Annotated in this window: 17 protein-coding genes; 4 read left to right on the top strand and 13 right to left on the bottom strand. The window is 64.0% G+C overall.

The annotated features are described in order from the left end of the window. Nucleotides 1-9: 9 nt before the first annotated feature. The 6 genes from frr to dnaE all read right to left on the bottom strand — a co-directional run bounded on the left by frr (nucleotide 10) and on the right by dnaE (nucleotide 7891). Entirely contained in the window at nucleotides 10-573 is a 564-nt protein-coding gene (gene frr / locus AKN84_RS28395; protein WP_024583513.1) for a ribosome recycling factor, read from the bottom strand. A 73-nt stretch (nucleotides 574-646) separates the two neighbouring features. After that, nucleotides 647-1363, bottom strand: coding sequence for a UMP kinase (pyrH, locus tag AKN84_RS28400; RefSeq protein WP_050423846.1), 717 nt, complete (start codon nucleotides 1361-1363; stop codon nucleotides 647-649). A gap of 70 nt (nucleotides 1364-1433) precedes the next feature. Then, nucleotides 1434-2357 (bottom strand): translation elongation factor Ts, encoded by a 924-nt coding sequence (tsf, locus tag AKN84_RS28405; RefSeq protein ID WP_050423847.1) that lies wholly within the window; start codon nucleotides 2355-2357, stop codon nucleotides 1434-1436. Between the two features lie 127 nt (nucleotides 2358-2484). Further along, on the bottom strand, nucleotides 2485-3477 hold the full coding sequence (locus AKN84_RS28410) for a 30S ribosomal protein S2 (RefSeq protein ID WP_021079203.1): 993 nt from the start codon (nucleotides 3475-3477) through the stop codon (nucleotides 2485-2487). A gap of 256 nt (nucleotides 3478-3733) precedes the next feature. Further along, nucleotides 3734-4207: a DUF2846 domain-containing protein gene (locus tag AKN84_RS28415; protein ID WP_244485545.1), complete on the bottom strand. Its 474-nt coding sequence runs from the start codon at nucleotides 4205-4207 to the stop codon at nucleotides 3734-3736. Between the two features lie 159 nt (nucleotides 4208-4366). Beyond that, entirely contained in the window at nucleotides 4367-7891 is a 3525-nt protein-coding gene (gene dnaE, locus AKN84_RS28420) for a DNA polymerase III subunit alpha (protein ID WP_050423849.1), read from the bottom strand. A gap of 538 nt (nucleotides 7892-8429) precedes the next feature. Here dnaE and AKN84_RS28425 point away from each other — a divergent pair. Beyond that, on the top strand, nucleotides 8430-8612 hold the full coding sequence (locus AKN84_RS28425) for a hypothetical protein (RefSeq protein ID WP_050423850.1): 183 nt from the start codon (nucleotides 8430-8432) through the stop codon (nucleotides 8610-8612). A 729-nt stretch (nucleotides 8613-9341) separates the two neighbouring features. Continuing rightward, the gene (locus AKN84_RS28430) at nucleotides 9342-9605 is read left to right on the top strand and encodes a hypothetical protein (protein ID WP_128971248.1); all 264 of its coding nucleotides are present in this window, start codon (nucleotides 9342-9344) and stop codon (nucleotides 9603-9605) included. A 110-nt stretch (nucleotides 9606-9715) separates the two neighbouring features. Here the strand turns inward: AKN84_RS28430 and AKN84_RS28435 are convergent, their stop codons facing one another. Next, nucleotides 9716-10450, bottom strand: a complete 735-nt coding sequence (locus AKN84_RS28435) for an outer membrane protein (protein ID WP_050423852.1) — start codon at nucleotides 10448-10450, stop codon at nucleotides 9716-9718. A gap of 294 nt (nucleotides 10451-10744) precedes the next feature. On the opposite strand from AKN84_RS28435, the gene AKN84_RS28440 reads away from it, so the two are divergent. Continuing rightward, on the top strand, nucleotides 10745-11047 hold the full coding sequence (locus tag AKN84_RS28440) for a DUF3551 domain-containing protein (protein ID WP_244485547.1): 303 nt from the start codon (nucleotides 10745-10747) through the stop codon (nucleotides 11045-11047). Nucleotides 11048-11158: 111 nt separating this feature from the next. After that, nucleotides 11159-11428: a DUF3551 domain-containing protein gene (locus AKN84_RS28445; RefSeq protein WP_050423887.1), complete on the top strand. Its 270-nt coding sequence runs from the start codon at nucleotides 11159-11161 to the stop codon at nucleotides 11426-11428. Between the two features lie 114 nt (nucleotides 11429-11542). Here AKN84_RS28445 and AKN84_RS28450 read toward each other — a convergent pair whose 3' ends face one another. The 6 genes from AKN84_RS28450 to AKN84_RS28475 all read right to left on the bottom strand — a co-directional run bounded on the left by AKN84_RS28450 (nucleotide 11543) and on the right by AKN84_RS28475 (nucleotide 17742). Beyond that, entirely contained in the window at nucleotides 11543-12241 is a 699-nt protein-coding gene (locus AKN84_RS28450) for an ABC transporter ATP-binding protein (RefSeq protein ID WP_050423854.1), read from the bottom strand. Between the two features lie 9 nt (nucleotides 12242-12250). Beyond that, on the bottom strand, nucleotides 12251-13531 hold the full coding sequence (locus AKN84_RS28455; RefSeq protein WP_050423855.1) for a lipoprotein-releasing ABC transporter permease subunit: 1281 nt from the start codon (nucleotides 13529-13531) through the stop codon (nucleotides 12251-12253). 71 nt (nucleotides 13532-13602) lie between these two features. Then, nucleotides 13603-14922: a proline--tRNA ligase gene (gene proS, locus AKN84_RS28460; protein WP_050423856.1), complete on the bottom strand. Its 1320-nt coding sequence runs from the start codon at nucleotides 14920-14922 to the stop codon at nucleotides 13603-13605. A gap of 164 nt (nucleotides 14923-15086) precedes the next feature. Next, nucleotides 15087-16676: a copper resistance CopC/CopD family protein gene (locus tag AKN84_RS28465; RefSeq protein ID WP_244485549.1), complete on the bottom strand. Its 1590-nt coding sequence runs from the start codon at nucleotides 16674-16676 to the stop codon at nucleotides 15087-15089. A gap of 3 nt (nucleotides 16677-16679) precedes the next feature. Beyond that, nucleotides 16680-17207, bottom strand: a complete 528-nt coding sequence (locus AKN84_RS28470; RefSeq protein WP_050423857.1) for a YcnI family copper-binding membrane protein — start codon at nucleotides 17205-17207, stop codon at nucleotides 16680-16682. Between the two features lie 7 nt (nucleotides 17208-17214). Next, entirely contained in the window at nucleotides 17215-17742 is a 528-nt protein-coding gene (locus tag AKN84_RS28475; protein WP_050423858.1) for a copper chaperone PCu(A)C, read from the bottom strand. Between the last annotated feature and the right edge of the window lie 19 nt (nucleotides 17743-17761).

Below are 17761 nucleotides of genomic sequence, written 5' to 3' on the forward strand. Positions count from 1 at the left end.
TGTACCGTCTCAGACCGTCAGGATTTCCTTCTCCTTGGCGGCAAGCAGCTGATCGATTTCGACGATCATGCCGTCGGTCGCCTTCTGCACCTCGTTCGACAGGCGCTCCTGATCGTCCTCGGAGATCTCGTGATTCTTCTCGAGCTTCTTGATCACGTCGAGGCCGTCGCGGCGCACATGGCGCACCGCGACCTTGGCCGCTTCGGCGTATTTGTGCGCGACCTTGACGAGCTCCTTGCGGCGCTCCTCGTTGAGCTCGGGAATGCGCAGCCGCAGCACCTGACCTTCGGTCGCCGGCGACAGGCCGAGATTGGAATCGACGATCGCCTTTTCGACCGCCTTCACCATCGTCTTGTCCCAGACCTGCACCGAGAGCAGGCGCGGCTCGGGCACGCTGATGGTTGCAACCTGGTTGAGCGGCATATGCGAGCCGTAGGCCTCGACCTGGACCGGCTCCAGCATGGAGGCCGCGGCGCGGCCGGTACGCAGACCGCCGAGTTCGTGCTTGAGCGATTGTGTGGCGCCCTGCATGCGGCGCTTCACGTCGTTGATGTCAAAACCAGGTGCGGCCATGACGTTCTCCCTTTCACTAGAAACCGGCTGTCGACGCCCTCGGGTCCAAAATCCGGACCCGGAGGCGCGGCAATCAGCCGGCGACGACCGTGCCGTGTCCAGACCCGCGCAGAATCGCACCGATCGAACCGGGCTCCGCGATCGAGAACACGATGATAGGCAGCGACGTCTCGCGGGCAAGCGCGAAAGCAGTCGCGTCCATGACCTTGTAGCCGCCCTCGATCGCCTGCGAATGGGTGAGACGGTCGAAGCGCTTGGCTTTGGGGTCCTTCTTCGGATCGGCGTTGTAGACGCCGTCGACATTGGTGGCTTTCAGCACCGCCTGCGCGCCGATCTCGGCCGCGCGGAGCACGGCCGTGGTATCGGTGGTGAAGAACGGGTTGCCGGTTCCACCGCCGAGCAGGACGATGCGTCCCTCGGCGAGATATTTGTGCGCCGCACCACGGGTGAACAGCTCGGAAATCTCCGGCATCACGAATGCCGACAAGGTCCGCGCCGGGGCCCCCTTGCGCTCGATCGCCGCCTCGAGCGCGAGGCAGTTCATCATGGTGGCAAGCATGCCCATGGTGTCGCCGGTCGGCCGCGACACGCCGCGCGAGGACACCTCGACGCCGCGGACGATGTTGCCGCCGCCGATCACGACGGCGACCTCGATGCCGAGCTTGCGGGCCGCGATCAGGTCGTCGGCGACGCGGTCGACCGTCGGTTGATCGATACCGAACCCGTGGGAGCCGGCCAGATATTCGCCGGACAGCTTGATCACCACGCGACGATAGATCGGCTCAGCCATGATGCGATCGCTTTCTCATCCCGCGCAGGCAGGCCTCCGGCGCAAAGCGCCGGACGCCCGGTGTCAGCGGTTACTTCTTGCCGCTGGCGGCCGCGACTTCGGCGGCGAAGTCGCTTTCCTGCTTCTCGATTCCCTCACCGAGAGCATAGTTCACAAAGCCAGCGATTTTGATCGGCCCGCCGACCTTACCCTCAGCTTCCTTCACCGCCTGGGCAACCGACTTGCCGCTGTCGTGGATGAAGGCCTGATCGAGGAGGCAGACCTCCTTGTAGTAGGTCTTCAGGCCGGAATCGACGATCTTCTCGATGACGTTCTCCGGCTTGCCCTGCTGGCGGTACTTGTCGGCCAGCACGTCCTTCTCGCGCTTGACGGTCTCCGGATCGAGTCCGGCCGGGTCGAGCGCCAGGGGCTTTGCCGCCGCGACATGCATGGCGAGCTGGCGGCCGAGTACCGCGAGCTCGTCGGTCTTGCCGGTGGACTCCAGCGCCACGATCACGCCGATCTTGCCGGCGCCTTCGATGACGGCGTTGTGGACATAGCTCGACACCACGCCCTGGCTCACCTCGAGCGAGGCGGCGCGGCGCAGCGACATGTTTTCGCCGATGGTCGCGATCGCGTCCGAGATCGCCCGCTCCACCGTGAAGTCGCCAACCTTGGCGGCCTTGATAGCCTCGACGTCGGAGCCGTGCTTCAGCGCGACCTGAGCAATCATCTTGACCAGCCCCTGGAACTGCTCGTTGCGCGCGACGAAGTCGGTCTCCGAATTGACCTCGACCAGCACGCCCTTGGTGCCCGCGGTCAGCGCACCGATCAGGCCCTCGGCTGCAACGCGGCCGGCCTTCTTGGCGGCCTTGGAGAGGCCCTTCTTGCGCAGCCAATCCTGCGCCGCCGTCATGTCGCCGTCGGTCTCGGTCAGCGCCGCCTTGCAATCCATCATGCCCGCGCCGGTCGACTCGCGGAGTTCCTTGACCATCGCTGCAGAGATCGTTGCCATCGTTCCATGTCCTTCTTGCCTGTACAGAAACCGCGGCGCCCGATGGCGCCGCTGTCAGCAACAGGAAAATCGTTGTTCGTGGAATAGAAGCGGCGGCCGGGCAGACCCCGGCCACGCCGCGTAACTGTTATTCCGCTTCGGCGAGCGTCTTGGCCTGAGCAACCCACGCGTCGGCACGGCTCGGCAGACCGACTTCTTCGCCGATCTTGTGCGCGGTGTCGTGATCGAGCTCGGCGAGCTGCCAGTAGTGGAAGATGCCGAGGTCGTTGAGCTTCTTCTCGATCGCACCGGACACGCCGGTGAGCTTCTTGAGATTGTCGGCAGTGCCGCGCGGGCCGGCGAGCCCCTGGAAGCCGGACGGCGCCGCCGCCGGAAGGTCTTCCTGGATCGGAGCGGCCGACGCACCGATATCGATTCCGGAATCGCCCTGAGCGCGCGAGATGCCGTCGATGGCGGCGCGCGCCACGAGGTCGCAATACAGCGAGATCGCGCGGCCGGCGTCGTCATTGCCCGGCACCACGTAGGTGATGCCCTTCGGATCCGAATTGGTGTCGACGATCGCGGCAACCGGGATGTTGAGCCGCTGGGCTTCCTGGATCGCGATGTCTTCCTTGTTGGTGTCGATCACGAAGATCATGTCGGGAAGACCGCCCATGTCCTTGATGCCGCCGAGCGAACGGTCGAGCTTGTCGCGCTCGCGCTGCAGCGTCAGCCGCTCCTTCTTGGTGTAGGAGTTGGCTTCGCCCGACGAGAGCACGTCGTCGAGATGGCGCAGGCGCTTGATCGAGGCCGAGATCGTCTTCCAGTTGGTCAGCGTGCCGCCGAGCCAGCGCGAGTTGACGAAGTACTGCGCCGAACGCTTGGCCGCATCGGCAACGCCGTCCTGGGCCGAGCGCTTGGTGCCGACGAACAGGATGCGGCCGCCCTTGGCGACGGTATCGCTGACCGCCTGCAGGGCACGGTGCAGCATCGGCACGGTCTGCGCGAGGTCGATGATGTGGATGTTGTTGCGGGCGCCGAAGATGTAATCCTGCATCTTCGGATTCCAGCGGTGGGCCTGGTGGCCAAAGTGAACGCCAGCTTCAAGCAGCTGACGCATAGAAAAATCGGGTAGCGACATAGTGATAATTCTCCGGTTGGTTCCTCCGGAAACGTGTGAGCAGACGAGCCTTATGGCCCGGCTGCCACCGGACGGCCTTTTGAGCCATGTTTCCGTGTGAGATGGCGCGCTATATAGCCTGATTTGCGCCAGAAGCAAGGAAATATGGCCGGTTTGACCGGCGCTTTCGCCACTTTTGGCCCCAAAATGAACCGTTTTACCCCGGATTGGGCGGATCCGGACGCCTGCGCCCGCCGCGACCCAACCGGACCCGGCCCTACCGCACCAGTTGCAACTCCGCGAGCGTCGTGCGGGCGGTCGGCTCGTCGAGCGCCACGAAATCCGCCGGCCCCGGATTACCCGCGTTCGCGGTCGCGGCCGACGCGATGAAGCCGCCAACCAGGCCACCCACCATCGACACGCCCGCGACCGAATCGTGCCGCTCGCTGGATTTGACCAGGAAGAAGTAGGTGCGGCCCGGCTCGATTACGAAATTATGCGTCGTATCGCCGGGAAACATCAGCTCGCTTGCGATCAGCTGGTGCCGGCCCGCGGGCCGGTCGGCGAACGCGTAGCTGCCGACGATCACCTTGCCGATCGGCTCGCCGTCGAGCTTCACGTCGCAGGCGCAGAACGCCATGCTGAGCCCCTTGCGCTTCTCCTGCAGCACGACAATGCGAGAATGCCCCGGCTTCGGCGGCCCGAACCTCTGCGAGACCGCCGCATAATTGGTCCCGACGCCATCGCTCACGCAGCCCGACAGCACAAAGTACCGGCCAGCACGGCCGCTCCACGCCCAATCATCCCGCCCCCAAACGATTCCCAGCGGGGCGACGATAGAGAAGCACGGTGTAGTTGCAAGGCCGCGCGAGGTCGCGTCGGCAGCTTTCCACGGCTGCAAAAATCGCCGCTACAGCGTCTGCACGTCGACCACGCCCGCGACGGCCTTGATCGCGCCGGCAATCTGCGGCGAGACCTTGTAGCGGCCGGGCAGCTTCATCTCCACCTCGGTTTCGAGGTCCAGCATCATCACTAGCGAGACGTCGCCATCGGCGCCGACCGCGGCCGGCGGTGCGGCAGCCGGCTTCAGCACCGGAGCCTTTGCGGGAGCGCCCGGCGCAGGCGCGGCCTCCGGCATGTTGAGCCGGCGAGCGATCGACTCCAGCGGCTTGGTGTCGCGCACGAAGATCCGCAGGCCCTTTTGCGTCTTGGCCGCGGCATGATCGAGCGGTTCGGCGTGCAGCACCCTCGCCCGCACATCCTCGCCCTGCAGCTCGGCGCCGAGTTGCAGCAGCACGGCCGCGCCCGGCTCGAGCACATCGCGGTACTGCGCCAATCCTTCAGAGAACAGCACTGCCTCGAAATGGCCGGTCGGATCCGACAGGCCCATGATGCCCATCTTGTTGCCGGTCTTGGTGCGCCGCTCCATGCGCGACACCACGGTTGCCGCGACCTTGCCCGCGGTGGCGCCGGTCTTCACCGCGCGCGAGAACTCCGCCCAGGATTGCACGCGCAGCCGCTTCAGCGCGGTCGCGTAATCGTCAAGCGGATGGCCGGACAGAAAGAAGCCGATCGCATCATATTCGCGTCGCAGCCGGTCCGCGGGCAGCCACGGCTCTACCTGCGGCAGCGTGATGCTGGGCGCATCCGGCGCGCTGCCGAACATGTCGTTCTGGCCCGAGGTTGCCGCCTCGTGGCTGCGCTGGCACGCCGCGAGGATCGCATCGGCGCCGGCGAACACGCGGGCCCGGTTCGGGTCCAGCGTGTCGAAGGCGCCGGCGGCCGCAAGGCTCTCGATGATCCGCTTGTTGACGGCGCGCGGGCTGACCCGCGCAGCGAAATCGGCGAGCGAGGTGAAAGCGCCCTTCTTGTTGCGCTCCTCGATGATCTGCTCCACCGCCTGGATACCGACGCCCTTCAGCGCGGCGAGCGCGTAGTAGATCGTGTTGCCGCTGACCTCGAAGGTCGGGCCGGAGCGGTTGATGTTGGGCGCCTCGACCTTGATGCCGAGCCGCTGCGCCTCGGAGCGGAATTCGGACAGCTTGTCGGTGTTGTTGAGCTCCAGCGTCATCGACGCCGCGAGGAACTCGACCGGGTAATGCGCCTTCATGTAGGCGGTGTGGTACGACACCAGCGCATAGGCCGCCGCGTGGCTCTTGTTGAAGCCGTAGTCGGCGAACTTGGCGAGCAGCTCGAAGATCGTCTCGGCCTGGCCCTTGCCCACGCCGTTCTTCATCGCGCCGGCGACGAAGATGTCGCGCTGCTTGTCCATCTCGGCGCGGATCTTCTTGCCCATCGCGCGGCGCAGCAGGTCGGCCTGGCCGAGCGAGTAGCCCGCCATCTGCTGTGCGATCTGCATCACCTGTTCCTGGTAGATGATGACACCGAAGGTCTCCTTCAGGATCGGCTCCAGGATCGGATGCAGATATTCCGACTCCTCGTCGCCGTGCTTGCGCGCGCAATAGGTCGGGATGTTCGCCATCGGGCCTGGGCGATACAAAGCCACCAGCGCGATGATGTCCTCGAAGCGGTCCGGCCGCATGTCGATCAGCGCGCGCCGCATGCCCTGGCTTTCCACCTGGAACACGCCGACCACATCGCCGCGCGCCAGCATCTGGTAGCTCGGCGCATCGTCGATCGGCAGCGTCGCAAGGTCGACATGGACGTCGCGCTGCTTGAGCAGCTTGACCGCGACGTCGAGCACCGTCAGCGTCTTGAGGCCGAGGAAGTCGAACTTCACGAGCCCCGCCGGCTCGACCCATTTCATGTTGAACTGGGTGACCGGCATATCCGATTTCGGATCGCGGTACATCGGCACCAGCTCGCTCAGCGGCCGATCACCGATCACGATACCCGCGGCGTGGGTCGAGGCGTGGCGCGTCAGACCTTCGAGCCGCTGCGCGATGTCGAAGGCACGCGCCACCACCGGATCCTCGTCGCGGAACGCCTGCAGCTTCGGCTCGCCTTCGATCGCCTGCGCCAGCGTCACCGGCGCGGCGGGATTTTGCGGCACCAGCTTGGTCAGCTTGTCGACCTGCCCGTACGGCATCTGCAGCACGCGCCCGACGTCGCGCAACACGCCGCGCGCCTGCAACGTACCGAAGGTGATGATCTGGGCCACCTGGTCGCGGCCGTAGCGCTCCTGGACGTACTGGATCACCTCGCCGCGGCGGTCCTGGCAGAAGTCGATGTCGAAGTCCGGCATCGAGACGCGTTCGGGATTGAGGAAGCGCTCGAACAGCAGCGCGAACCGCATCGGATCGAGGTCGGTGATGGTGAGCACCCATGCGACCAGCGAGCCCGCGCCGGAGCCGCGGCCCGGTCCGACCGGGATGCCCTGCGCCTTCGCCCATTTGATGAAGTCGGACACGATCAGGAAGTAGCCCGCGTATTTCATGCGCGTGATGACGTCGAGCTCGAAGGCCAGCCGCTTGCTGTAGTCCTCCTCCGTCATGCCCGGCGAGAGACCGTGCACCCGCAGGCGGTTGGCGAGCCCCTCCTCGGCCTGGCGCTTCAGCTCGGCGGCCTCATCGGCCGCGGCATCAGAACTCTGCGCGGCACCGACCGTGAAGAACGGCAGGATCGGCTTGCGGGTCTTCGGACGGAACGAGCAGCGCTCGGCGATCTCGACCGTCGAGGCCAGCGCCTCCGGGATGTCGGCGAACAGCACCGCCATTTCCGCCCGGGTCTTGAAGCGGTGATCCGGGGTCAACTGCTCGCGGTTGGTCTCGGCGATCAGATGGCCGCCGGCGATGCACAGCAGCGCATCATGCGATTCGTAGTCATCGCTACTGGCGAAATACGGCTCGTTGGTCGCAACCAGCGGCAGGCCCTTCGCATAGGCGAGGTCGATCAGGCCGCCTTCGGTGCGGCGCTCCTTGTCGATGCCGTGGCGTTGCAATTCGATGTAGAGGCGATCGCCGAACAGGCTGGCTAGGCGTTCGCAGCGCGTAGCCGCCAGCGCCGCCTGCTCGGCGCGCAGCGCCAGCGCGATCGGCCCGTCGGGACCGCCGGTGAGCGCGATCAGATCCTCGGCGGCGTCAGTGAGCCAATCGAGCTTGATGTGCGGCGTCTGGTTGACCGGCGTCTCCAGGAACGCCCGCGAGTTCAACCGCATCAGGTTCTGGTAGCCGCGCTCGCGTGCCGCCAGCAGCACGATTCGCGTAGGTCCGGTCGTCGCCAGGATGCTCCGCGTATTGGGGTCGACATCGCCGAAATCCACCGCAACCTCGCAGCCGACGATCGGCTGGATGCCGTAGCCGGCCATCTTGTCGGAGAATTCCAGCGCCCCGAACATGTTGTCGGTATCGGTGAGCGCCAGCGCCGGCTGGCGGTCGGCCTTCGCGAGCTCGCCGAGCTTGGCGATCTTGATCGAGCCCTTCAGCAGCGAATAGGCGGAATGAACGTGAAGATGAACGAATCCGGCATTCGGCATGGCTGCTTACGGGATCTCTTGCGTCAGGGATGGAGCGAGTGCCAAAGCCGGAGCTCGGAAGCGTCAGACCCGACTCGCATCCCCATCGTGGGGCCTTCACCCTGCCAAGTCCACGCCGAACGCGGCGTGGCGTCGGGTCCTCCCGCTTTTCCCCAGGGGGACATTGGAGGGGTCACCAAAGGCGAGCTATGCCCCTGCCCCCACGAGGACATTTTCAGAACTGGGTGATCAGCTGAGCCCAAACCGCGATCATCCCGACGAACAGCGTGATCGATGCCAGCGCTGCAGCTTCCTGCACGAAAATCTTCAACATGGCCGCTCTCCCTGAACTGGAACGTACGCAGAACATTGTTCCTTTTTTGTTCTAGGAGTCAAGCAGGGCTAGTGGGTCAATTTGAAAACTGACCCCGAAAGAATTCCCTTGGTTAATCATGGCGGGAGCTGTCACCCACCCCGCTAAAAAATCCAGGCTAATGGGGAAAGAAGCTCTAAACGTGTGGAGCGATACCATATCACCAGCACAACTTTGGGATGGCCAGTGGCCGACAAGATCGCCTTCTATTTCTTTATGGGCCTATGGTACCTCTTCGAAGCCATCAATGCGGCCGTGCGCTTCGTATACTTTTATGGCCCGGCGATATTGGTTTCTTGTCTCCTAATCGGCGCTGGGATCGGGGTCTATTTGGCCGCAACCAGCAAGTCCCAAAAGAAATTCTTTTAGAGGCCGCCTCAGCGCGTCATGCTCGCTGTCGAAGCCAAGGATGGGTAGTGGGTCAGTTTGAAAACTGCCCTCGAAACAATTCGCTTGGTTAATTCGGCCGATTAAGCGGACAGACCACGCTGAGAAGTGACGGGGCCGCACTCTAATCCCAAGGCATCACGATGCAGGACCAGCCGTAAGGCTGGTGTCAGCCAGAAATGTTTAGATATGCCCACTGCAACATGGAGAGAACAGTTACCGCCCGGCAGCCTCCCGGTTGCCGGGCGTTGTTCATTTGTCTCCGACAAATTCAGAAACAAAAGTTCCGCTCGTCAGCCTCGCGTAAGCCGGCGCAGCTAAGCGTTGAGCCGCGCTGGGTTCTCAGCTCAGCGAAAAGCATGCCCTTGCTTGGGAGCCTCATCCGTTGGCAACAACGGGTGAGGCTTTTTCCATGCGTCCGAATTTGCCGCGTCGGGTGTCCTGGCTGGGATAAGCCCCGAACAGTTGCCGCCGGTGCCCGGGCGTTCTTCCAACCGTGATCCTGATGGTTAGTCGCGGGGTGGCCGGTGCAGTCCGGATGAGAACGCTCATCCGGATGAGGCGGTCCCAAGGCTCATGACATTCCCCCCGTACGATTCCGGTACTCCCTGTGAGCAGCAGAAAGCGCCCGCGCCAGGCCTAGGATCGCGCGGCTGAGTGCTCCGGCCTCAGCGTAAGGTCTCAATCAAACAATCTCGGGGGAGCGTCGTGATGCCTCGTATCTCCACCATTCCTGCCGCAAGACTTCCTGTCAGTGTCCTCGCGATAATGCTGCTGACCTTGGCGCCCGCCAGCGCGGAAAAGATGTCCAAGCGACAGCAGGCCGTCGTCAAGCACATCAAGGCCGAATGCAAGGCGAAGGCGGCGGAGCAAGCCAAGGGCTACGGCTTCGTCGAAAGGTGGCGCGCATACTCGGATTGCGTCCACGATGCAGCCAAGGCCAATAGCGGGCTCGACTTCGCCGATTTCGATTGATGGTCCAGGCTCGGTCATTGCTCAGGTAGGAGGATCCGCCAAGCCAATAAAAAACCCCGGGCCGAAGCCCGGGGTTTTCGTTGCCGCTTGGATCAAGCGAGCAAGCGGTATCAGTACTTGGCGATGATCGGGCCACCGAACTTGTAGTTCAGACGGCCGAGGACCATGTCGGTGTCGCCACCGGTGTGGAAGCCAGCAACAGCAACACCGGCCGGGGTGACGAAGGTCGCGCCGTGGGTGTCTTCGAAGATGTGGTTGTATTCCACGCCGAGCGACCAGCCCTGCGAGAAGGCGAATTCGAGGCCAACACCGACCGTCGGGCTCCAACGGGTGTCGAAGCCGGTCGAGGACGCCAGGGCGCCGCCCGGTGCCAGGAACTGGTAGTTGCGATCGGTGACCGCAGCACCGCCCTTGGCGTACAGCAGGACGTTGTTCCAGGCGTAGCCGATCTGACCGGTGAACAGGCCGAACGCATCCGTCTTCGAGCGAACGGTGCCGCCCGGGACGAGCAGGTTGCCGGTGCTGCCGGTGAAGTCAGCCCAGTTGCCCTGAGCTTCCAGACCCCAGACCCAGCCGCCGGTCTGCCAGCGGTAGCCGATCTGGCCACCGACGGTGCCGCCGTTGGCGTCGTAGCTGCCGACGCTGCCAACACCATCGACCGAACGGTTGTCGTGGCTCTGGCCCCAACCACCGTTGATACCGATGTAGAAGCCGGTCCAATCATACACAGCGGCAACCATGGGCGGCGGAGCCTTGGTGTAAGGGCGAGCCGCGAGGTCAGCCGCGGAAGCAGCCGTCGCGCTGAGCGCAATCATGCTGGCGGTGACAAGCAAAATCTTTTTCATTTTCCCGTTCCAACTTTTTCTACAGGCCCCCAAGGCCGCGAGACACCGTCATAGCAGCCCCCGACGGAATTGCTGTAACTTCGCTGCAACAGACAGGCCCAAACGACTTCGCTCAAATTTGAAGTTAATACTGTATTACAGGGACTTCTTGGAACTTTTGCCACATAGCTGCCGTACAATTTTCACAATTCAAGCCTGCCTGCGCAGCTGCTCGTAAGATCGTGTTGACCGGAACCGGCTTGTCCGATTTGGATCGCAGCCGAGATCGAATCTTCGCAGCGATAAGGAATGCACATGCGGACGATGATTCTGGCTGCAGCGGCGTCTGCGGTCGCGCTCGCAACGCTTGGTCCGGCGCCCTCGCATGCGGTCGGCGTGCGCTACCCGTTCTGCATCCAGGGCGACCGCTATCCCGGCCTGAGCAACTGCTCCTATCCGTCCTATGAGGCGTGCCTGGCCACGGCCTCGGGCATCGGGCAGAACTGCATCGCCAACCCCTATTATGCCGGCGACAACGACCCGCGCTCCTATCTGCACATCCCCCCGCGAGACCGTCGCGAGGGCAATTTCTTCGACCTGTTCTTCACTGACCGCTGATGCGGCCGAGATCAGCGCGGGAAAGTGAGTTGATGCGCCCCCGCGCAACTGTCTATTCGCACGCACGCTCAGCATGAGCGTGACCGGCACGTGATCGACGGGGAGATTCTGATGCGCAGCTTGATTCTGGCACTCTTGGCCCTGGGCACCGTCGCCAGCGCGCCAGCCAGCGCCCAGAAATACGATTCGACCTCGCCAGTTTGCAAAACCAACTATCGATGGGGCGGCGAGGATACCGATTGCGGCTACACGTCGATCGAGCAGTGCCGCGCCTCGGCGTCCGGCCTGGCGGCTATCTGCATCAACAACCCCTACTATGCCGGGCCGCCGATCGACCGCCGACCGAGTGAGGCCGGCAGACGGCGCCGCCCAGCCAATTGAGGGCCACGGCCGTTCCGTTCCGATTGAGGCGGAACGGAAAAGCCTTCCAGCACATGATCTTGACGTCCGTTCTTCACGCGAACCATCAACCGCTTCGCGTGTGAAGGCCGCGACCTACTCGAGCTCGACGACCTGCCCGTTCGACAGCGACACCCGGCGATCCATCCGCGCGGCGAGCTCCATGTTGTGGGTCGCGATCAGCATCGCGACCCGGGTCGCCTTCACCAATTGCATCAGCGCGTTGAAGACGTGATCGGCGGTTGCAGGATCCAGATTTCCGGTCGGCTCGTCCGCAAACAGCACCCGCGGTGCATTGGCAACCGCGCGCGCGATCGCCACGCGTTGCTGCTCGCCGCCCGACAGCTCGGCCGGACGATGGGTGATGCGGTCGCCAAGTCCGAGATAGGCGAGGATCTCGGTCGCCCGTTTCACGGTTTCGGAGCGCTTCAGGCCACGAATCATCTGCGGCAGCATGACGTTCTCGAGCGCCGAGAACTCCGGTAGAAGCCGGTGTGATTGATAGACGAAACCGATATCGGAGCGGCGAATCTGCGTGCGGTCGACGTCGGACATCTGCGAGGTCGGCGTACCCGCGACATAGACCTCGCCGTCATCAGGGCTTTCGAGCAGGCCGGCGATATGCAGCAGCGTCGACTTGCCGGATCCCGAAGGCGCCACCAGCGCCACCGACTGGCCGGGCCACAGCGCCAGCTTGGCGCCGTTCAGGACCGTCAGCGTCGCCTCGCCCTGCCTGTATTCCCGCTTGATATCATGAAGATAGACGACCGGTACGTCTTCCGCCCCCTCCGCCATGTGGGCTCCTTATTCGTACCGGAGCGCTTCGACCGGGTCGAGGCGCGCGGCGCGCCACGACGGGTAGAGCGTCGCAAGGAAGGACAGCGTCAGAGCCATGATCACGACGGCGAGCGTCTCGCCGAAATCGACCTCAGCCGGAAGCTTGGAGAGGAAATACAGTTCGGGCGAGAACAGCTCGGTGTTGGTGAGCCATGACAGGAACTGCCTGATCGATTCGATGTTCAGGCAGATCAGCATGCCGACCGCAAAGCCGGTCAGCGTACCGACCACGCCGATCGAGGCACCGGTGATCAGGAATATCCGCATGATCGAGCCTTGCGAGGCACCCATGGTGCGCAGGATCGCGATGTCCTGGCCCTTGTCCTTCACCAGCATGATCAATCCGGAGACGATGTTGAGCGCCGCGACCAGCACGATCATGGTCAGGATCAGGAACATCACGTTGCGCTCGACCTGCAACGCGTTGAAGAACGTCGAATTGCGCTGCCGCCAGTCGACCAGGAAGACCGGCCGCCCGGCCGCCTCCGTCACCAGCTTGCGGTAGGTGTCGATCTTGTCCGGATTGGTGGTGAACACCTCGATCGAGGACACATCGTTGTTGCGGTTGAAATAGGCCTGCGCTTCGGCGAGCGGCATGAACACGAAGGTCGAGTCATATTCCGACATGCCGATCTCGAACACCGCGGTGATCTTGTACGGCTTGATGCGCGGCGTGGTGCCCATCGGCGTCACCGCGCCCTTCGGCGAAACCAGTGTGATCATGTCGCCGGCATGCAGCGAGAGCTGATCGGCAAGTCGGCGGCCGATCGCAACCCCCTGCCCCTCGTCAAAACCCTCGAGCGTGCCCTGCTTGATGTTCTTGGCGATCGAGGTGAGGTTGTTGAGATCGTCGGCGCGGATGCCGCGGATGAAGACGCCGGCCGCGTTGAACGGCGACGATCCGAGCCCCTGCCCGTCGACGACCGGTGCGGCGAGGCGAATGCCCTGCACCTGGCTGATGCGGTCGGCAACGTCCTTCCAGTCCGTCAGTGGCGATTCCAGCGGCTGCACCAGAAGGTGGCCGTTGAGCCCAAGGATCTTGTCCAGCAATTCCTTGCGAAAGCCGTTCATGACGGCCATCACCACGATCAGCGTGGCAACGCCGAGCATGATGCCGAGGAACGAAAAGCCGGCGATAACCGAAATGAAGCCTTCCTTGCGGCGCGCGCGCAGGTAGCGTCCGGACAGCAGCCATTCGAATGCGCAAAAGGCGGGGGTACGGACTGGCTCGCTCATGGTCTCATCCATCTCTCGATAATCCCATGATTCGGGCCAAATGTGGCCGGATTACCCCGCCGAACACGCGGCGTGAATAAACTTTAACCCGCGAGCTTCGCGACGACGTCGGCCGGGCTCATATTGTCGCGTGAACCGTCGCTGCGGCGCTTCACCTCGACCTTGCCCTCGGCAAGCCCCTTCGGCCCGACCAGAATCTGCCAGGGGATGCCGATCAGGTCGGCCGCGGCGAACTTGGCGCCGGCACGCTGATCGGTGTCGTCGTAGAGCACGTCGACGCCCTTCGCCGAGAGCTCGCGGTAGAGTTGCTCACAGGCGCCGTCGACCGCGGCATCGCCCTGCTTGAGGTTGAGGATCGCGGCGCGGAACGGCGCAACCGCTTCGGGCCACTTGATGCCGGCGTCATCGTGGCAGGCCTCGATGATCGCGCCGACCAGACGCGACACGCCGACACCGTAGGAGCCGCCATGGATCGGCACGTCGACGCCATCGGGCCCGGCCACCATCGCCTTCATGGTGTCGGAATATTTGGTGCCGAAATAGAAGATCTGGCCGACCTCGATACCGCGGGTGTTGAGCCGCTTCGCTTCGGGCACTTCCTGCTCGAAGCGCGCAGCCTCGTGAACGTCCTCGGTCGCAGCATAGACCGAGGTCCACTGCTTGATGATCGGCGTGAGATCGCCGTCGTAATCGACGTCCTCGCCCGGCACCGGCAGATCGAGCACATCGCGATTGATGTAGACGCCGGACTCGCCGGTGTCCGCGAGCACGATGAATTCATGGCTGAGGTCGCCGCCGATCGGGCCGGTCTCGGCCCGCATCGGGATCGCCTTCAGGCCCATCCGCGCAAAGGTGCGCAAATACGCAACGAACATCTTGTTGTAGGAACGCCGCGCGCCGGCCTCGTCGAGGTCGAACGAATAGGCGTCCTTCATCAGGAATTCGCGGCCGCGCATCACGCCGAAGCGCGGACGCTGCTCGTCGCGGAACTTCCACTGGATGTGGTAGAGGTTGAGCGGCAGGTTCTTGTAGGACTTGACGTAGGAGCGGAAGATCTCCGTGATCATTTCCTCGTTGGTCGGCCCGTACAGCAGCTCGCGCTTGTGACGATCGAGGATGCGCAGCATCTCCGGGCCGTAGGCATCGTAGCGGCCGCTTTCACGCCAGAGATCGGCGAGCTGCAGCGTCGGCATCAAGAGTTCGAGCGCACCGGCGCGATCCTGCTCTTCGCGAACGATCTGCTCGATCTTCTTCAGCACCCGGAAGCCGAGCGGCAGCCAGGCATAGATGCCGGCCGCCTCCTGCCGCATCATGCCCGCGCGCAGCATCAGCCGATGCGAGACGATCTCCGCCTCTTTCGGGTTTTCTTTCAGGATGGGCAGGAAAAACCGCGACAATCGCATGGCGTTACTCGGGAATCAGGAAAGCATGGGAAGAGCTGCAGTGAAACCGGATCGGCTGTGAAAACACAAGGCCGCCGAATGACAAAAACCCTTCAAATCAGGCGATTTTCGGCCATTTGAACGAATTGCGTCCCGCCGACGTGCCCAGCGCACTGATCGTGCGTTTACCTGACCTCGAAATCGTCTTCCAGTGTCACTTTCTTGAAATCGGACACCAGAGCGTCGATCTGCATGTGCCAGCGGCCCGGGACCGGCAACGGCACCTTCTTCACGTGCCAATAGCCGTCGGATCCGCGCGCCGCGGCGCGTTCCAACGGCTCGATGCCGCGATCCGGCAAGCTCAGTGTCAGCGTCGCCTCCTTGGCCGCAAACGGGCTGGCATCGCCGTTCATCAACTGCAGCACGAAATCGTTCTGCCCGACCTTGCCCGGCGCGATCAGCACCTGGAACATCGCGGAATCGGAGTGGATGTGGACCGCGAGCGGAACATCGTCCGACATCGCCAGCACGCGCGGCGGCGGCGTGAAGCGCCAGAGTGCAACGAGGCCGAGGATCGCAATCATGAGCAGGAACTCGAGCGCGATCGAGCGCTGCAGCGGCCGCGTCCGGTGAAATTCGCGCGCGATGGCCGGCGTGAACACCAGCCGATTCAGCGCGGCGAGCCCGAGCAGCAGCGCGACAAGCACAAGTTTCGCCAGCAGGATGTTGCCGTATTCCGTGTCGATCAACGCGCCAAAGCTTTCGAGTTGGACGATCGCGAGCGCCAGGCCTGACAGGACAATCAACGCGACGACCGGCACCGCCAGCATCGAGAAGCGGCGGAGCACACGGAGCAGTGAATCCTTGCGTTGCCAGGCAAGCACGGCCAGCGGCGCGAGCGCGCCCATCCAGAACGCGAGGCCGACGCCATGGATGAACAGCGCGGTCCGCGTCAGCCATTGCGGAGAGGCGGTCGCGGCGTGGCCACTGACGGCAAACGACAGTCCGACGCAGATCATTGCGACCGCAGTGCGGATAAAGGCTGCGCTGAACGACGGGCTGCGCCATGCAATCGCTGCGATCAGCATCGCGGCGATCGCGAGCAGCAGGGCGGGAAACAGGCTGGTGCCGGCGGCACTGGCCCACGCCGCCCATGTCAGGACGCCCGTGATCGGCAGGTTCAGCAGGTCGACGCCCTGCAGGCCAAGCGAGGCGATCGCGCCGATGAGGCCGATCTTGAGCGACCACATGATCAGCCGCTCGCCGGCCGGGCCCTGCCCGATCCAGGCAGCAAAGAACACGCCGCCGACCCCGGCAAACAGCCCCAGATAGAGCCCGAGCCGCGCCAGCCAGATCAGCGCATGAAGCGCGCCGTCGCCTGACGGCGCCGCCGAGCCGGTGACGACGCCGATCGAGAACAGCAACGAGCCCGCGACCGGATGGCCATCCTGCGACACCACGCGATAGCTGACCACCTGCGTGCCCTGTGGCAGGCCGGCCGGCAGCGTCACCGTCACCGATTGATCGACAGCGCGGAACGCGACGTCGCGCGGCTTGCCTGCGGCGTCGAGCAGGCTGATCGCAGTTGGCGCCACCGCTTCGTTGAAACGGAGCACCACCGTCTTCGGTGCTTCCGCCACCACGCTGCCATCCGCCGGCTCGGCGCCGATCAGGACGGCATGCGCGTAGGCTGGGGTCGCAAGACACAGCGTCAGGAACAGCGCCGCGAGCCGCGCGGCGAGACTCCCGACAACATGACCTGCGAACAGCCGCACGGTTTACGGCTTCGGCAGCAGCTTGACGCCGGGCGCCGGCGTCTTGCTGCCGTGGTCGTGCCCGCCGCCCTGCCCCTCGGCCGGAATATCGATCCAGCGGCTGACGCCCTGCTCGCATTCCTGTACGACCGGGAAATACAGCACGGTATTCGGCTTCAGCGTATCGGTGAGGAACGTCTGCATCACGAACTCATCGTAGTTCTTGTCGGCAAGCTTGCCACCGCTCCAGGCGACTTCCTTGACGCCTTCGGAAAGCTTGGCGCCGTGATAGTCGTATTCGGCGGCGTATTTTCCGGTGACCGTATCGAGAGTCCAGCCGGGCTTCGGCATCGGCTTCACCCCGATCACGCCTTCCGGAATCTGCACGCGGATCTTGATCGTCGCCGATCCTGCACAACCGTGCGGCACGGCGAACACCGCCTTGTAGTACGAACCGACCGGCGCCTGCTTTCCTTCAAGCGTGATATGGGCGATCGCCGGCGACGCTGCGAGCAGCGCCGCTGTTGCGACGAGGAGCGTGGGTGATCGCATGGCGCCCTCACATCTTCTTCATGTCCATGTGACCGGAATGGTCGCCATGGCCGGAGTGATCGCCGCCACCCGGCGCCTGCGCGCCGACGGCCTGCACGTCGAGCGAGACCGCGACCTTGCCGGCCTTCTCGAATTCGAGCGTGACCGGCACCTTGTCGCCCTGCTTGAGCGGGCTCTTCAGGTCGAACATCATCAGATGGAAGCCGCCGGGCGCGAGCTTCACGGTCTTGCCCGGCTCGATGGCCAGTCCCTTGTCGAGCGCGCGCATCTTCATCACGCCATTGTCCATCGACATCTCGTGGACTTCGACCTTGCCGGCGACGTCGGCTGAGCCTGAAACCAGACGGTCGGGCGATGTCCCCTTGTTCTCGATCGTCAGGTAGCCGCCGCCGATCTTGGCGCCGTTCGGCGTCGCGCGCGTCCACGCCTGCGTGATCACGAGGTCGCCGGCCTTGACGTCCTCGGCGCGCGCGGACGTGGACATAACAGCAGCAGTCAGCGCCGCGAGAGCGAGGATACGAGAGAGCGTCTTCATGGCGACGGATTCCTTTCAG

Origin of the sequence: Bradyrhizobium tropiciagri, from assembly GCF_001189845.1 — a bacterium.
In the GTDB taxonomy this organism is placed as follows: Bacteria; Pseudomonadota; Alphaproteobacteria; order Rhizobiales; family Xanthobacteraceae; genus Bradyrhizobium; species Bradyrhizobium tropiciagri.